Genomic DNA, 15,790 nt, shown 5'->3' with positions numbered 1-15,790 from the left:
AGTCACTCACTAAAAATGGCTCCCCTCAGGCTTCGGTGCCGCCGACGGTGAGGCTATCGACCTTCAGCGTCGGCTGGCCGACGCCGACCGGGACGCTTTGCCCGTCCTTGCCACAGGTGCCGATGCCGGGGTCGAGCGCCAGATCATTGCCGACCATGCTGACGCGCCGGAGCACGTCGGGTCCGTTGCCGATGAGCGTGGCACCCTTGACTGGACGGCCAATTTTGCCGTTCTCGATCAGATAGGCCTCGCTGGCGGAGAACACGAACTTACCCGAGGTGATATCGACCTGCCCGCCGCCGAAGTTGACGGCATAGAGCCCTTTTTCGACCGAGGCGATGATTTCCTGCGGGTCATACTGGCTGGCAAGCATATAGGTGTTGGTCATGCGTGGCATGGGCAGATGGGCATAGGACTCGCGCCGTCCGTTGCCGGTGGGCCGGGTTTTCATCAGCCGAGCGTTCAGCCGGTCCTGCATGTAGCCGACCAGAATGCCGTCCTCGATCAGGGTGGTGCACTGGGTCGGCTCGCCCTCGTCGTCGATGCTGAGTGAACCGCGCCGGCCGTCCATGGTGCCGTCATCCACAACGGTGACACCCTTGGCCGCGACTTGCTCGCCCATGCGCCCGGCGAAGGCAGAGGTGCCCTTGCGGTTGAAGTCGCCCTCGAGCCCATGGCCGACTGCCTCGTGCAGGAGCACGCCGGGCCAGCCGCTGCCGAGCACCACAGTCATGCTGCCGGCGGGCGCGTCCACCGCATCGAGCTTGAGCAGCGCCTGACGCACGGCCTCGCGCGCGAAGCCAAGGGCGCGGTCCTGCTCGAGCAAATAGCCGAGATCGCGCCGCGCGCCGCCGCCCATGGAGCCCTGCTCGCGGCGGCCGTCCTGCTCGACAATGACGTTGACATTGAGCCGCATCAGCGGGCGCACGTCTGCGCTCATCTGGCCATCGTCGCGCACCACCAAGATGGTGTCCTGCACGGCGACCAGACTGACGATGACCTCCTTTACCCGCGCATCGGTGCGGCGCGCTTCGGCGTCGACGCGTTTGAGCAAGGCGACCTTGTCCGCATCGGGCAGGCTGTCGATCGGGTCGATGGGCTGATAACGACGCGCGACCGAGGCACCAGGCAGCGCGCCTGCCACAATGCCAACCTGCCCGTCGGCATGCGACCGCGCAATGGCCCGCGCGGCTTCAGCGGCCTGTGTCAGCGCCGGTAGCTCCAGCTCGTCGGAATAGGCAAAGCCAGTTTTCTCGCCGCTGATGGCGCGCAGCCCGGCGCCGCGCTCGATATTGAAATGCCCGTCCTTGATGATGCCGTCTTCCAGCGTCCACGACTGCAGTCGGCTGCTTTGAAAATAGATATCGGCGGCATCCACCCGCGGACTGCGCAGCGCGCCGATCAGCCGGTCAAGGTCGTTTTCTGCGAGGCCGACCGGGGCTAAGATCCGGTCGCGAGCAAGGGCGAGAGTATCGTGCATTGGGTAAAGGGAATCCGTGGTTGGGAAGGTCCGGCCCGCGATGAACGCGCGTGGCGGCTGCCGGCTGATTGATTTTTGCATTAGGTGTCGGCAGCCAGCTGACATTTCAAACGCCGGTGATCCAGCACCGGGAAGCTGCGGCGCACCGACTGCTGGAAGCCGAGGTCAATCGGGCAGCAAATGCAGCCGCTGCCGCGCGGGACCTGCGCCAGAATGGCGCCCCAGGGGTCGACGATCATGCTGTGTCCGTGCGTCTCGCGCCCGTTGAGATGATAACCGCCCTGGGCCGCGGCGACGACATAGGCCAGATTCTCAATCGCGCGGGCGCGCACCAGTACCTCCCAGTGGGCCTTGCCGGTCAGCGCCGTGAAGGACGAGGGAATCGCCAGCAACTCGACGCCTTGGTCCAGCATCTGGCGACACAGCTCGGGAAAGCGCAGGTCGTAGCAGACCGCGACGCCGAGTCGTCCCAGCGGCGTCTCGACCACGGTCAGGCTGTCTCCGGGCTCGATGGTGGCTGACTCGTGATAGCGCTCCTCGGAGCCCGGCAGGCTGACATCAAACAAGTGCATCTTATCGTATCGCGCCACCTGCTGGCCGGAGGCATCGAACACCAGCGCGGCGGAGCGAACCCGATCGGGTGCCGAGGCTTGCAGCGGGATGGTGCCGCCCACCAGCCAGATGCCCAGGCGGTCGGCGATGCCAGACAGAAACTCCTGCAAGGGACCCTTGCCCGGCGGCTCGGCGATGCCGAGTTGATCCTGATCCTTCTTGCCCATGAAGGCGAAGTTCTCGGGCAGCACGACCAGGGCAGCGCCCATCTCCGCCGCCTCTTTGATCAGGCGCTCGACTTCGATCAAATTGGAATCCACGCTTGGGCCGGAGGCCATCTGAATGGCCGCGGCGCGCATTGGCTTGCTCATAGGCTAGGGCTCGCTGTCGGTTTCATTTGCCGGGGATTGCTGTGCTCGCGCGACAGGCATGCGCCAAGCTTCGTCGATCGGACGCGGCATGGTCAAGCCATTGTCACCTTTGCCGCACCGCAGCAGCGCGCACAGCCGTCCTCGCGCCCAGGCGGTCTCAAGCAGTCAATCAAAAGTTATCGAGAAACAAGTTCTCCGGCTCGCTCGCTTGCGGTCGCACAGATGCCTTGGGCGGTGCGGTCGACGCCTTGTCAGCTTGCGAACCTCGCCCGCTCCATGTGCCGAGACCAGCCTCGTGCGCGATCCCCGCCGCCGCGTCGGAGACCGCCCGTTTAGCTGCGTCATCAGCGGTCATTCCAAGCGATTCGACCTTTGGCTCGCGCCATGGGCCGGTGATTTTGTACTGGTGCTGCGTCAGGCGATCGACCGCCCCGCCGGCGACCGTATCCGCCAGCAGAACCGCCGCTCCCACCAAGGGGCCGCCGGCCACAGCGCTCGCAAGCGCAACGCCCGAGCCAACCTTGGGCGTGACCATCACCGTCTGGTCGAAGGTTTCCTCGATCAGATTGGAGGCTCCCTGAATGCGAATATCTGCGGTCGAGGACAGCAACTCGAAGCGCAGTATTCGCGCAATCCCTTCTTCTAGCGTGAATTCTCCAGTCGCGCTGTCGAAATCAAAACCTTCATCCGTCACGTCGCGAAAATCCAGGCGCAAACGCCGTTGAATGGCGGCAGGGTTGAGAAAGCCGAGAACGCGCCCGACACCCGGGTCGACATCCAGCAGCCGCCCGGCCTTGAAATCAACCTGCACCTCGCCCGCCACGCTGGCCGGTCCGAAAGCGCCCGGATCGCCAAGCCATTGGAGATCAGCCGTGATGTCTGCCTGACTGCCGTCCAATCCCTGGTAGAGTTTGAGCTCACGCAGCAAATCCCCGCCATTAGGGCTGTTGATCGCGAGCTTGAGCGCGGTTGTGTAGCCGCCGATTGGATTGGCGCGCCAGGTACCCTGCCCTTTTGCCTGGATCAAGGGGCCGGCCAGTTCCATGTCTTGGAAGCTGACGCCGCTCTTATCGGGGACCAGACGCACCGCAAAGTGCCCTAAAGGATACTCCCCCCATTCAAGCGCATCGATGCTGATCACCAGCGGGCCGAGTCGGCGTGGGTCGATCATTTCGCGCGCTGGCTTGGGTGTTGTCGCAGGGGCAGCGCCTGGCGACTTGGCTACCGGGTTTTCCAAGCGCCAGTTGGCGAGCTCGAGCCGCACCGGTGCGCCGGAACCCGCCGGCGGCAGGCCAAGGGTGCCGGCGTTGTCGCTGGCGCGAAAGCGCACCTGCATGCCGCCATCGGACGTTGGCGCAAAGGCGGCGGTCAGATCGCGAAACTGAAGTTCTCCCAATGACAGGCGCCCGATCTCGATGCCATCCGAGCGCACCGCGAAGGTCTGATCGCCCTGCCCCAGTCTGTCACCATTGGCTTGCCACCAGTCGAGCCACAGACCCAGGTCCAGCGACGGCAGGCGACCGCTGAGACTTAATCCGCGCGCGCCTGGCGGTGCCGGCGGCTCGGCGTTGAAGGCGATGGCAGCGCTTTGCAGCGCCGGCGGTTTTCCTGAAGTTTGATTCAGCGCCAAGCGCGCCCGCAGCGGACCCAGTCGCAGCGCCGGTTGGGTGAGACTCTGCCCGATAAGCTGCGTGTCAAGACGCACCGGCATCTGCGCTTCGGCCGCCTTGCCGAGAGGGGGCGGCAGGTTAAGACTGACGCCTTTGAGATCCGAGCTGAGTGCCAGATTGATGGGCGCGCTGGCGTTGGCAAAATCCTGGTTCGACAGATCGATCGCGAACTGCCAGTGCGGATCACCGGTCACCAGATCCCAGAACGGACTGGGAAAGGCCTGTGACAGCACCGTCAGGGGCGCCTGGCCCTGGATCTCCACCCGGGTGCGCGCGGCCGCATTTTGCGCATCGGCCGGCAGGGTACTCACATTCACAACAATCGGCTGCTCGCCAAGTCGCGCCTTGATGCCCTGTGCTTCAACGCCGTCGTTGGAAAAATCCAGCTGCCCCTGGATGTCGTTGAGAGCGAGGGGTTCCAGCCCCTCCCCTGGATCGAAACGCGCACTGGCCTGAGTACTCCATTGCAGCGCGCCTTTGTAGTCCACCTCCGCATCTCGGCTGAAAGGCACGCCAAGCTCGAGCGCGATGCCAAGCTCACCCTCGACCGCGAAGGCCCGCCCAAGCCACCCGAGCTGGGGCTCGAGCGGGCTTTCGAGCAGTATAAGGCGCCCGTCGGTGAACGGTCCCTGCCCGCGCGCCTTAATGATAATCCGCTCCGGCTGCCAGAGATTCGGCATGCTGGCCGACCCTTCGAGCAGCTCACTGTCCAGAAAACGCCCACTCGAGGCGGTGATGTCCAGCCGCCGGTTGACGATGCGGACTTCAGCATCAAGCCCCTCTAGCGCCGGCCAGCGTGGTTTCGGATGCTTATCGGGGGCTGGTGCGGAGTAATCCAGGGTGGCATCCTCAATCTCCAAATCCATCACGAAACGACCCTGGCTGTCGTCGAACGGAAAATACCCCATGTCCCCGCTCAGCAGGAAGTCACCCTTGGTCACGCGCCCGCCCCGCACTGCGCGATTGAGCCAATCGACTAGCGGCGGATCGAGCACCCGCACCGGCAGATAGCGCCCGATCGCGCTGGCATCGGCATCGGTTAGCTGCAGGTGCAGATCGACATAGGGACTGGCAGAAGGATGCAGGCACAGCTCGGCGTCAAGCACGGCGCCCAGATCCGGTGTGCTAAGGCGGAAATCGGGCACCTGCAGGCGCAGCGAACCGGCTGGCTCGATACGCCAGCCAAGCTGCGCGCTCAGGCGTCTAACCGGCGTTGGCTCGGCCAGTTGCGGACGCAGGTCGAGCACGCCGTAACGCATGTCCGCATCCGCGAAGCCCCGCTGGGGCTCGGCGTCGAATTCAAGCGCCAGCCCGTGCACACCGGGTCTACCGGACTTGGGCTCAATGCCGATGCCGTTGAGCGCACCTTTCACACGCCAGCGTGCAGGCACGAATCCGGTGCTGGGCAGATCGAGAGAGAAAACCAGGCGCTCTAGGCGCCCTTGGGTGGACTCCAGCGCCAGATTCCCCGGCAGCTCAGCCAGCCGCTCGGGCACCACCAGGCGCGCGAGCCGGAGCAGAACTGCCAGGTCCATGTCGCCCATTCCGCCAAGCAAGTGCCGGGTTGCCGGTGCTGCGGTTGCCGGTAATGCGCTTGCCGTTGCTCCAGATGGTGCCTGAGCGCCGTTAGCGGATGTCCCGCTGTCTGCGTCAGCCGCACCAGACGCTGTTTTGGTCACATCGGATGCATCCGCTAGCGGCGCAAGCAACAGCCCGATGGACAACGGGCTGCTACCGAAACCGCGCGCGCGCAGATCAGCCAGCCGCAGCCGGCTGCTTGCTCCGTGGCGTGACCACTGCAGCAGGCCGCTCACGCCTTCGAGTTCCCATGCGGCTGCGGGTGTCGCGGCGGCATTGGCAGCGGGGGCATTGGCAGCGGCGGCATTGATCTCGCCCGGCTCGCGCTCGATTTGCAACGCATCAGCGCGCAGCCGCGCCAGCACCTCGACCGGCTGGCCGCTGTCCAACTGCGACCAGGTCTCCACCCGCAGGCCCGAAAGCTGCAGTCCGAGACCGCGTGGCAGGCGCGACTGCAGTAACGGAATCTGGTCCTGGCGGCTGTCAAGACGGACGTAGAGCTCACCAGACCAACTGCTCAGGTCATCGGCCGCGCCGCGCAGCCGCCCGCGCGCCCCGACGCGAGTGTCGGCATCCGCCGCCAGTTGGGCCTCGAGTCGCAGCAGATGCTGCTGCTCGCGATTGACCACCAACAGCTGGTCGATGTTCACCACGATGGTTGCCGCGCCGGTGAAATTATCGGTCCAATACAGGCGGCTGTCGGTCAGGGCAAAGTGCCCTTCACGCAGGAAGAATTTCAGCGCACCGGGATCCTTGCCGCCTCCGAGCCCTTGCAGGCCGCTGATCAGAAGGCGTCCCTCGGCATCGCGGCGCAGCTCGAAATCGGCACCGACCAGCGTCAGCCCCTCGATGCGCAGACGACGCGCACCCCAGGTGGACAACAGATCAAGGTCGAGTCGCAGCTCACGCACGCTGAACTCGGCCTGATCACTTAAGCGATCGCTCAGTTTCACGTCCGTGAGCGTCAGCCGCGGCGACCAGCCCTCCAGGCGCACCGTCAGCGCGCCAACCTCGACCCGCATGCCAAGCAGGTCGCCCAAGTGGGTCGCCAGCTCGCCGCGCAGGCCCTCGGCAAAAGGCACCAGAGCGCGGGCGACGAGCAGCAGCGCGGCGAGCGCCAGCACGGTCACGACGGCAAACCGCCGCGTGTGGAAAATGGCAGCGAGCGCGAAGCGCTTCATTGATAAGGCTCAGCTAGGATAGGGCTCAGCTAGACCAAAACAACGTCGTATTGTTCCTGAGTATAGAGCGTCTCCGCCTGCAGGCGGATCGGGCGACCGATGAATTCCTCAAGCTCGGCGAGGTGGGCGGACTCTTCGTCGAGCAGGCGGTCGATCACATCCTGCGAGGCCAGCACCATCAGGGTTTCGACCTCGAACTGGCGCGATTCGCGCATGATCTCGCGAAAAATTTCATAGCACGTGCTTTCGGCGGTTTTCACCGAGCCACGCCCGCCGCAGCAGGGACAGGGCTCGCACAGCACATGCTCGAGGGATTCGCGCGTGCGCTTGCGGGTCATTTCCACCAGCCCCAGGGATGAGACCTCGGTGATGTGCGTCTTGGCATGGTCCTTGGCCAGGCATTTCTCAAGCGCACGCAACACCTGGCGTTTGTGCTCCTCATCGGTCATGTCGATGAAGTCGATGATAATGATGCCGCCGAGATTGCGCAGGCGCAGCTGCCGGCAAATAGCCTGCGCGGCCTCGAGGTTGGTCTTGAAAATGGTCTCCTCGAGATTGCGATGGCCAACAAAGGCGCCGGTGTTCACATCAATGGTGGTCATGGCTTCGGTCTGGTCAATGACCAGGTGACCGCCGGATTTGAGCTGCACTTTGCGATGCAGGGATTTCTGGATCTCGTCCTCGACGCCATAAAGATCGAACAGCGGCCGCTCGCCATCGTAATACTCCATGCGCTCCACGACTTCCGGGATGTATTTGACGCCAAAAGCGCGCGCCCGCTCTAGTGTCGAACGCGAGTCGATGCGCACCCGCTCGACCTCAGGCGTGACCAGATCGCGCAGCGCACGCAGCGGCAGCGGCAGATCGTCATGGATCAGCCCGACCTCCACATCCGCCTCGGAGCGCTCCTTCATGTTGTGCCACAGCTTGATCAGGAACGCCATGTCCCGGCACAGCGCCCTGTCGCTAACGGTCTCCGCCGCAGTGCGCGCGATGAAACCACCGCTGACTGTATTTTCATCGACATATTGCTGAATAATCTCGCGCAACCGTTTACGCTCTTCCTCCCCATCGATTTTCTGCGACACCCCGGTATTGGTCAGACTGGGCATGAATACCAGATAGCGCGAAGCGAGAGAAATGCTGGTGGTCAGACGCGCCCCCTTGGTGCCCAGCGGGTCCTTGACCACCTGCACCACGATGGTCTCGCCCTCGCGCACAAGCTCGTTGATGTGCTCGCCGCGCTGCTCGCCTTCGCCGATGACGATGTCCGAGGCATGCAAGAAGGCCGCGCGCTCAAGCCCAATATCAACGAAGGCCGCCTGCATCCCGGGCAGCACCCGGCACACGCGCCCACGGAAGACACTCCCGACCAGACCGCAGCTGTTGGAGCGCTCGATCATGATCTCCTGCACCACGCCGTTCTCCACCACGGCAACCCGAGTCTCCGGCGGGGTGACGTTGATCAGGATTTCTTCACTCATCGGTTTGGCTCATGGATTTGGCTCATGCGGTAAGCGCCTATTCAGCAATGGTTGAGGTTTCAGCAATCATGGACGTTTTCGAGTCAGGAACCTTTGTCGTCGCGATCGTGGCGCTTGACGCAACTTAGGATCGGGCCAGCGCGGCCCAGGGAGTCAGTCCCTCGTTAGCCAGGAACTTTCCGGTTTCAAACAACGGCAATCCCACCACATTGGAGTAACTGCCCTCGATGCGCTCGACAAAAAGCGCGCCTATTCCCTGTATTCCATAGCCACCGGCTTTGTCGCGAGGCTCGCCCGTGCTCCAGTAGGTGCGCGCCTCCGATGGCTCCAGATCGCGGAACAGCACCCGGGTCTCGACGGCCATGGCCTGAAGCTCGCGCCCCAGCAGCGCAACGCCGGTGATGACCAGATGCCAGCGCCCACACAGCTGCTCAAGCATGCGCGCCGCATCGACCGCGTCGGCCGGTTTGCCCAGGATCACGCTATCGACCGTCACCACAGTATCCGCCGCCAGAATCAATCGTGGCCGCCCCGAGGTCTCAGAGTCCGCCTCTTCCTCAAGACGCTCATGCACGGCTTTCGCCTTGGTGACAGCCAGCCGCAGGGCATATTGGTCAGGCATCTCCCCATCGTGGGGCGTTTCGTCCACATCGGCACTCATCCATTCGCAATCCAGACCCAGCTGCGCGATCAGCTCGCGCCGCCGCGGCGAGGCAGAGGCCAGCACCAGCTTTGGTGGCGATGATGACGTCATCGCTCAGCTGCGGTGGTACGGATGGCCCTGAGTCAGGGTCCATGCGCGGTAGAGTTGTTCGGCCAGGATGACCCGCACCAGCGGATGCGGAAAGGTCAGTGGCGACAGCGACCAGCGCGCATCTGCCCGCACCAGGCAGTCCGAGGACAGACCGTCAGCACCGCCGACCAGCAGCGCCAGGTCCTGCCCTGAGGCCAGCCAGCGCTCGAGTTCCGCGGCCAAGGCCTCGGTTGACCAGGGGCGACCCTCAACATCCAACGCGATAACCCGCGCGCCCTTGGGCACCGCCTGCAGCAAGCGCTCACCTTCCACCGCGATCGCGCGGGCCGCATCCCCGCCCTTGGTGCGCGGAACTGGATCGATCTCCACCAGGCGCAGATGGCAGTCCTGCGGCAAGCGTTTGGCGTATTCGCCGAAGCCCTGCTCGACCCAGGCCGGCATGCGCCGCCCGACGGATAGCAGATGGATGCGCATTAGGGCTGATGGACGCGCATCAGCGACCGAGCTCCACCAGGTGATTGACGATGGCATCGGCCGTGGGTGCATCCGGTGCGCCGCACTTGGCGCTATGGGCGTGCTCGCGAGCCCGGCTGGCAAAGTCGCCCATTTGCTTGCGCAGATAGGTCGGATACTGCGCCACCAGGGGCGGGGCGCTCATACCGCTTGGCGCGGGCTCGCGACCATCCTGCCCACCGTCGCCCTGCCCGCCGTCGCCGTGACAGCCCGCGCACTGGTCCCTATACGCCTGCTCGCCGGCCGCGGCATAAGCCTCACGCGAGTCGAACGCGGCCAGCGCTGCAGGGTCGGGCTCATAGGGCCAGAGGCTCAAGTCCGGCACCGACATGGAGGCGATATAGGCCGAGACCATGTCGATCACCTCCTCGTCGAAGCGCACATGTTTGAAGATCGGGATCATCGGCTTGTTGAGCCGTTCACCTGCCTTGAACGCGTGAATTTGGGTGTCGATATAGTCAACCGGCAACCCGGCGATGCGCGGGTAGCGACCACCTTCTCCGCCAGTCCCGTACTTGCCATGGCAGTCCACGCAGTAGGCGTAAACCGCCTCTGGGGTCGCTTGGGCTGTCGCATCCGCGGCCATGGCGCCGCTGCCGGCGGTCTGCATCGACAGGGCTGCAACGACCGCGCTCGCACCCAGCAGGGGCGCTGCATTAAGAGCTAAAAATCGCAACCTTCGGTTGATTGGCTGATGCTTCATCGAGACTCCTGTTTTGCACTCCCACATAAATCTTCCGTTTCTAGCCGAAATGTTTGAGCCGCAATGCTGTGCTTTTTAGGAAAATCCTTGCATTGCGATGACGCCGCAGCTGGCTTCTTCACAGGGCGAAATCCATCCCGGCGACCAGCAAGCCCGGCAGCCTGGCGCTTTCGAGCGAGCGCCCGCCGTAGGTCTGGGCCGAGAGCAGCAGCTGTGCCTCGGCGCCAATGGCAACCAGGCGTTCACCGAGCAGACGATAAAGGCTGTCGTCGAAGCGCATGGGCGCGACCGGGGCGACAATCACTCCGTCCTCAACCCAGTAGGTGCCAAAGCGGGTCATGCCGGTTACCCGGCAGTAATTGGGGTCTGACCAGTTGCAGTACCAGAGATTACCGATGAAAAGGCCGGTGCCAAGCGCCTCAAGCACCTGCTCGGGTGCCAGATCGCCCGGCTCCATCGCCAGGGATTCCGGATAGCCGCTGGCAGCATTGACCGCCAAGCCATATTCCTTGCCGGCGCGCGCATCTACCAGCGGCGAGCCGGCCGCGCCGCGGTCGATTAAGGTGACGCTGTCCGGTCGCATGAAGCCCTCGCTGGTGAAAGCCGGCAGCAGCCCGGTACCAGCAGGGCCATGGACCTCGCGCAGGGAGACGCGCGGATCGAACTGCTCTTCCCCATCGAGCAGCCGCAGCAGCGGAGTCTGACGCGTGCGTTGGCTTTTGAGGTCGAAGCCGTCCCAGGCCAGCATGTCGGTGAGCTCGGAGACCGCCATGGGTGCAAGCCAGGCGCGATAGCGCCCGGGCGCGAGCACCTTGGGCGGGCGCGCCAGAATGTCGAGCTCGGCGCGCATGGCGTCCAGCCGCGCGCGCACCGGGGCGGCGTCCCAGCGCAGGCCGCCGAGCGAGCCCTTCACGGACTGGTCGCCGTCACCGTGACAGCTCCAGTCGAAATGAAAGTTGCGGCTGACGTGCCAGTGGCGATGCCCGAGCGAGCTGGCCAATCCGGCGGTAACCTCGCCGCTGGCCCAGATGCCGACCAGATCCAGCCCGGCACCTGCGCCTGCTCCCGCTACTGCACCGGCAGCGATGATGTCTGCGACCGCCGCGGCGGCGTCGACTTCCGGCACCTCGGGCCAGCGGTCGCTGCGCGTGGGCTCGTCGCTGACGTGCAAATACGGATCATCCGGCAGATGGCGCAGACGCAAGCGCAGTTGCCGCAACAGGCCGCGCGCCAGCTCGAAGTCATGGGCCAAGTCGCCGCTCAGATCGCAGGCCGCTTCGGCCTGGCGGTTGCCATCGATCAGCCGCAGCTGCAGACTGGCGTGACGGATCTGCCCGGCCTGGCGGATGCGGTTTTGATTGAGCCGCGCGAAGTCCGAGCGCTCGGCCGTCAACTCGCTAAACAGTGTCTCGTCCGGGCGTGCCTCGGCCTGGAGACGCTCGGCCAGCGCGTAAAAACTGTCGCGTGCATCTTCTTCGGTCTGCCGGTCCTGCCCCAGTCTTTCTGAGATCTGTCGGCTTAGGCTGCGTGGGCCTTTCATGCGCCACCTCCAAACACCTCGACCCCGCGAAACCGGCATGGCGGCGAGGCATGACCGACGTAAATGGCCTGATTGGGCTCGCCCTTGCCACAATTGCACACACCTCGCACCTCCACCGAGTCGGCATCGCCAACGCCGTCGAGACTGCGCCAAAAACCTGCCGACAGGCCACGGTAACCGGGATTGCACACCAGGCCGCGCAGCTCACCGTCGATGATCATGCGGCCCAGCTCACAGCCGAATTGAAATTTGTTGCGACTGTCATCGATTGACCAGGAGCGGTTGGTCTCCATCAGCACGCCGCGCTCCACCCCTCCGACTAGCTCAGCCAGGCTCGCACGACCCTCCGCCGGGCCATCGGCCGGTGCCGGTTGCAGATTGATATTGCCCATGCGATCGATCGGCGGGCGGTCCCAGCCGCTCGCGCGGGCATTGGCGGTACCGGGCAGTCCGGCGCGTGCCTGGGACAGCGCGCCGCCCAGCGGGCGTTGCAGAATCCCGTCGCGAATCAGTACCTCGGGTTCGGCCAGGGTGCCCTCATCGTCGGCCATGGTGCTGGCCAGCTCGCCCGGCAGCCGCGGGTCAAAGGTGACATTCAGCAGCTCCGAGCCATAGCGATAGCTGCCGAACATGTCCGGGGTGACAAAGCTGGTCCCGGCATAATTGCGCTCGTCACCGAGGATGCGATCCAGCTCCAACGGATGGCCGATGCTTTCATGAATCTGCAGCGTCATCTGGCTGGGCATCAGCACCAGATCGAGCGTCTCGGTCGGACACTCCGGTGCCTCGAGCAGAGCCAGCGCATCCTCGGCAACCTGCGGCGCCTGCTCGACGAAGCCAAGCGCGGCCAGACGCTCCATGCCGCCCTGCTGGGGCCAGTCGGCACCGCCGCCATGGCGACGCTGGGTCTGCTCCCCGGCATTGGCGACCGCCAGCAGCCCGGAATGGACGAACTCCAGATGCTCGAAGATGCGCGCACCGGCGCTGCTGACCAGCAGCTGGTCGACACCGTCCCAACCCAGCCAGGCCGACCAATCGAGAATGGCCGGGCCAATAGCCAAGCCATCGCTCGCCTGGCGCAAGAGCGCGAGCTTCTCGGGCAGGGGCACATCGCTCCAAGGCGCGGCCACCGGCGAGGCATAATCAGCCTGCAGGCCGCTGCGCGGGTAGAGGCTCGCGTCGAACAAGCCGTGACGCCCGTGCATCAAGGCCCATTCCCGCGCCCGCCGGCCAGCGGCGCGCAGCCCAGGCCGGCTGAGGTCGTCGGTTGCTGCATACCCCAGACCGCGATGAGAAACGACTGTCACCATGGCCCCCAGTGAGTGACCGAGCGCCGCCGGCTCCAGCACGCCCTGGCGCATCGACAACCGGTCCCAGTGGCTGGCGACCAGCCGCAAAGACCAGAAATCACAGGCCGGTGCCACCGCGGCAAAATCCTCCGCCATGCCCATGAGGGGCGCGAGACGGTCCTGTGAATCAGAACCGGATGTCCCGGTCGCGAAACTTGCGGTGTTTTGCGATGATTTGTCAGGCAACGATTGCCTGGGCGATTTCTTGAAGGATGCGGACATCTTGATTGCTCTTTGCTAGACTTAGCGGTTCGCCGCAGCTGTTTTCAAACGCAGGGCCGCAACATACCCCGGCCACCAGGCCCCAGCAGACCCCGATAGGATAAGGCGGAACCCTATCCGCCCAGGGCCATGAGTCATTAGGAAGCACGGCCAACCGATCACAATAGGGCGATTGTATGCAAAACGACGAATCCAATCGTAACATTACCGAGCGGGTGACCATCGCCGGCCGTGACCTGATCGCTTTCGTTAAGAACGCGGTGGCGGAGGGTAACGTCCGCCGCCTGGTGGTCCGTAAGGCCGATGGCACACCGCTGATGGACATTCCGCTCACCGCTGGCGTGGCCGTGGGTGGTGTCTTCACGCTGATTGCGCCCTTTCTCACGGCACTCGGCGCCATTGCCGCCCTGTTCGGCAAAGTTCAGGTGGATGTGCAACGCAAGGTGGAACCGCGTGAGGAACGCCCCATCTCCGGTGACTGAACCCCCGTTCCCCGAAAGCGAACCGGTTTTTCGGTTTCACACCGAAGTACAGCTGTATTTTCTCGATCTGATCCCAAGAAAACCTTGACCTGATCCCAAGTAAACCTTAAGGCGCAACACACTCAAGATGAAAGAAATCAAACGCACCAAAGAACACCGCATCTACCAGAAGCGCTCAGGGCGCTACGCCGTGCTGGATGCGCGCAAGCGCCCCGTCAACGGCGACGACAAATCCGCCATTCTCCTCGCCGAAGGCCTGGTCAGTGCACCCAAGCAGAAAGCTCCGGAACCACCGGCCGAGCCCGCCACTGAAGAAACGCCGGCCGAAGACGCCTCTGCTGAGACGGCAGCCTAACAGACCATATCTTCTATTCTAGCCACCTTCTCGACGCGCCTCAGTCATCATGAATATCGCCATCATCGGTGGAACCGGATTTGTTGGCCAGGCGCTGGTCGAGCGCCTGCTGACGGAGGGTCACCAGCTTCGCCTGCTGGTGCGCCCGGGCAGTAGCGGCAAAGCGCCGCCCCATCCCCAATGCACGCCCATCGAAGGTCGGCTCGAAGACCCCGAGAGCCTGAACGCCTGCATTGCTGGCAGCGATGCGGTGATCTATCTGGTGGGCCTGCTGCGCGAGAACCCAGCCGCGGGCATCACCTTCGAGCTGCTGCAGTTTCAGGGCGTCGAGCGCAGCATCGCGGCGGCAAAGGCCTCAGGCGTCCAGCGCTTCCTGCTGATGAGCGCCAACGGCATTGACGCAGGCGAAACCGCCTACCAACGCACCAAGCTGCAGGCCGAAGCGGCGCTCAAGGCCTCGGGGCTTGAGTGGAGCATCTTCCGTCCGTCGGTGATCTTCGGCAATCCGCACGGGCGTATGGAATTCTGCAGTCAGCTCAAGGCCGAGCTGATCGACAGCCCGGTTCCGGCGCCACTCTTTTACGACGGCCTGCTGCCGCTCAAGGCCGGGCAATTCCAGCTCGGGCCGGTCTGGGTTGGAGACGTCGCCGCCGCCTTCGCGACCGCCCTGACGCGACCCGAAACCATCGGGCAAAGCTATGCACTGTGCGGACCGAATGCGGTGAGCTGGAAGGAGATTCTCACCACCATCGCAGCAGCCAGCGGCAAAAAGAAAACCATGCTGCCCGCGCCTGTGATGCTGATCGCACCCGTGGCCGCCATGCTGGAACGCTTCCAGTGGTTTCCCGTCACCCGCGATCAACTGCGCATGCTAGTCGCCGGCAACTGCTGCGCCGAAGATGGTTTCGCGCGGCTCGGGCTGACCCCGGCACCCTTCAACGCGGCCGCCCTGGACTATTTGTAGCGGGATAGTCTTGCCGAATCGGTTCGCGACTGAAGTGCCGGTCGCGTACGAATCTTAGCTAGACCGAAACGCGCCGAATTTCCCTCTAGTTCAGGGAAATTCCCTGTTAGTGCGCATCAGCCTGCCGATTTGGGCTTTAGCTGATCGGGGCGGAGCCTGGGGGTGAAATAGACATCGGCGTCGTCGAGGTCGATGTCCTCGCCGGCCGCGTTGACCAAGGGCTGCTCGTAGTCCTTCCAGCCGCGCAGGCCGGTCTGCAGGGAGACGACGTTGCTGTAACCAAGCACCTGCATGGAATGGGCCGCCAGTATGCTGCGGTTGCCTGAGCGGCACACCACCACGACTTCGCGCTCGCGTGCCTCGACCAGTTCGGGCAGGGTTTCCTCATAGTCCCATTCACAGGCGGATTCAAGGATGCCGCGCGGCACGTTGATGGAGCCGGCAATGCGCATGGCGTCGAACTCATAGGGCTCGCGCACGTCGAGAATCAGCAGATCGGGATTTTCCTGGAGGCGCTCTTCGAGATCCCAGGGCATGATCTCGCTCACGTCGGTCATGCAGTGTTGGATAAGCTCAAGAAATTTTTTCATCG

General features: G+C 64.1%; 13 protein-coding genes. 3 read left to right on the top strand and 10 right to left on the bottom strand.

Annotation, left to right across the window (positions count from 1 at the left end):
* Nucleotides 1–25: 25 nt before the first annotated feature.
* From tldD to Thiosp_RS08905, 9 genes are all read right to left on the bottom strand, one after another.
* Nucleotides 26–1,480 (bottom strand): metalloprotease TldD, encoded by a 1,455-nt coding sequence (gene tldD, locus Thiosp_RS08945; protein ID WP_201067902.1) that lies wholly within the window; start codon nucleotides 1,478–1,480, stop codon nucleotides 26–28.
* A gap of 80 nt (nucleotides 1,481–1,560) precedes the next feature.
* Nucleotides 1,561–2,403, bottom strand: coding sequence for a carbon-nitrogen hydrolase family protein (locus tag Thiosp_RS08940; protein ID WP_201067903.1), 843 nt, complete (start codon nucleotides 2,401–2,403; stop codon nucleotides 1,561–1,563).
* Nucleotides 2,404–2,572: 169 nt separating this feature from the next.
* Nucleotides 2,573–6,832: a YhdP family protein gene (locus Thiosp_RS08935; RefSeq protein WP_201067904.1), complete on the bottom strand. Its 4,260-nt coding sequence runs from the start codon at nucleotides 6,830–6,832 to the stop codon at nucleotides 2,573–2,575.
* Nucleotides 6,833–6,861: 29 nt separating this feature from the next.
* Complete coding sequence (rng, locus tag Thiosp_RS08930; protein WP_201067905.1) at nucleotides 6,862–8,316, bottom strand: ribonuclease G; 1,455 nt, start codon at nucleotides 8,314–8,316, stop codon at nucleotides 6,862–6,864.
* 124 nt (nucleotides 8,317–8,440) lie between these two features.
* The gene (locus tag Thiosp_RS08925) at nucleotides 8,441–9,070 is read right to left on the bottom strand and encodes a Maf family protein (protein ID WP_201067906.1); all 630 of its coding nucleotides are present in this window, start codon (nucleotides 9,068–9,070) and stop codon (nucleotides 8,441–8,443) included.
* Between the two features lie 3 nt (nucleotides 9,071–9,073).
* The gene (rlmH, locus tag Thiosp_RS08920) at nucleotides 9,074–9,544 is read right to left on the bottom strand and encodes a 23S rRNA (pseudouridine(1915)-N(3))-methyltransferase RlmH (RefSeq protein ID WP_201067907.1); all 471 of its coding nucleotides are present in this window, start codon (nucleotides 9,542–9,544) and stop codon (nucleotides 9,074–9,076) included.
* 19 nt (nucleotides 9,545–9,563) lie between these two features.
* A complete protein-coding gene (locus Thiosp_RS08915; protein WP_201067908.1) occupies nucleotides 9,564–10,193 on the bottom strand; it encodes a c-type cytochrome in 630 nt (209 codons plus the stop codon).
* A gap of 211 nt (nucleotides 10,194–10,404) precedes the next feature.
* On the bottom strand, nucleotides 10,405–11,826 hold the full coding sequence (locus Thiosp_RS08910) for a metallopeptidase TldD-related protein (protein ID WP_201067909.1): 1,422 nt from the start codon (nucleotides 11,824–11,826) through the stop codon (nucleotides 10,405–10,407).
* Nucleotides 11,823–13,271, bottom strand: a complete 1,449-nt coding sequence (locus Thiosp_RS08905; protein ID WP_242518714.1) for a TldD/PmbA family protein — start codon at nucleotides 13,269–13,271, stop codon at nucleotides 11,823–11,825. The genes Thiosp_RS08910 and Thiosp_RS08905 overlap by 4 nt, the downstream gene beginning before the upstream one ends.
* 302 nt (nucleotides 13,272–13,573) lie before the next feature.
* Between Thiosp_RS08905 and Thiosp_RS08900 the strand changes: the two genes are divergently transcribed.
* The 3 genes from Thiosp_RS08900 to Thiosp_RS08890 all read left to right on the top strand — a co-directional run bounded on the left by Thiosp_RS08900 (nucleotide 13,574) and on the right by Thiosp_RS08890 (nucleotide 15,198).
* Nucleotides 13,574–13,879: a DUF4342 domain-containing protein gene (locus tag Thiosp_RS08900; protein WP_201067911.1), complete on the top strand. Its 306-nt coding sequence runs from the start codon at nucleotides 13,574–13,576 to the stop codon at nucleotides 13,877–13,879.
* A 127-nt stretch (nucleotides 13,880–14,006) separates the two neighbouring features.
* Complete coding sequence (locus Thiosp_RS08895; protein WP_201067912.1) at nucleotides 14,007–14,234, top strand: hypothetical protein; 228 nt, start codon at nucleotides 14,007–14,009, stop codon at nucleotides 14,232–14,234.
* 49 nt (nucleotides 14,235–14,283) lie between these two features.
* On the top strand, nucleotides 14,284–15,198 hold the full coding sequence (locus Thiosp_RS08890) for a complex I NDUFA9 subunit family protein (RefSeq protein ID WP_201067913.1): 915 nt from the start codon (nucleotides 14,284–14,286) through the stop codon (nucleotides 15,196–15,198).
* Between the two features lie 116 nt (nucleotides 15,199–15,314).
* Here Thiosp_RS08890 and Thiosp_RS08885 read toward each other — a convergent pair whose 3' ends face one another.
* Nucleotides 15,315–15,788 carry a rhodanese-like domain-containing protein gene (locus tag Thiosp_RS08885; RefSeq protein WP_201067914.1) on the bottom strand — a complete coding sequence of 158 codons (474 nt, stop codon included), beginning with the start codon at nucleotides 15,786–15,788 and terminating at the stop codon, nucleotides 15,315–15,317.
* Between the last annotated feature and the right edge of the window lie 2 nt (nucleotides 15,789–15,790).

This window comes from Thiorhodovibrio litoralis (assembly GCF_033954455.1).
In the GTDB taxonomy this organism is placed as follows: Bacteria; Pseudomonadota; Gammaproteobacteria; order Chromatiales; family Chromatiaceae; genus Thiorhodovibrio; species Thiorhodovibrio litoralis.
This window is presented reverse-complemented; position numbering and strand designations above follow the sequence as displayed.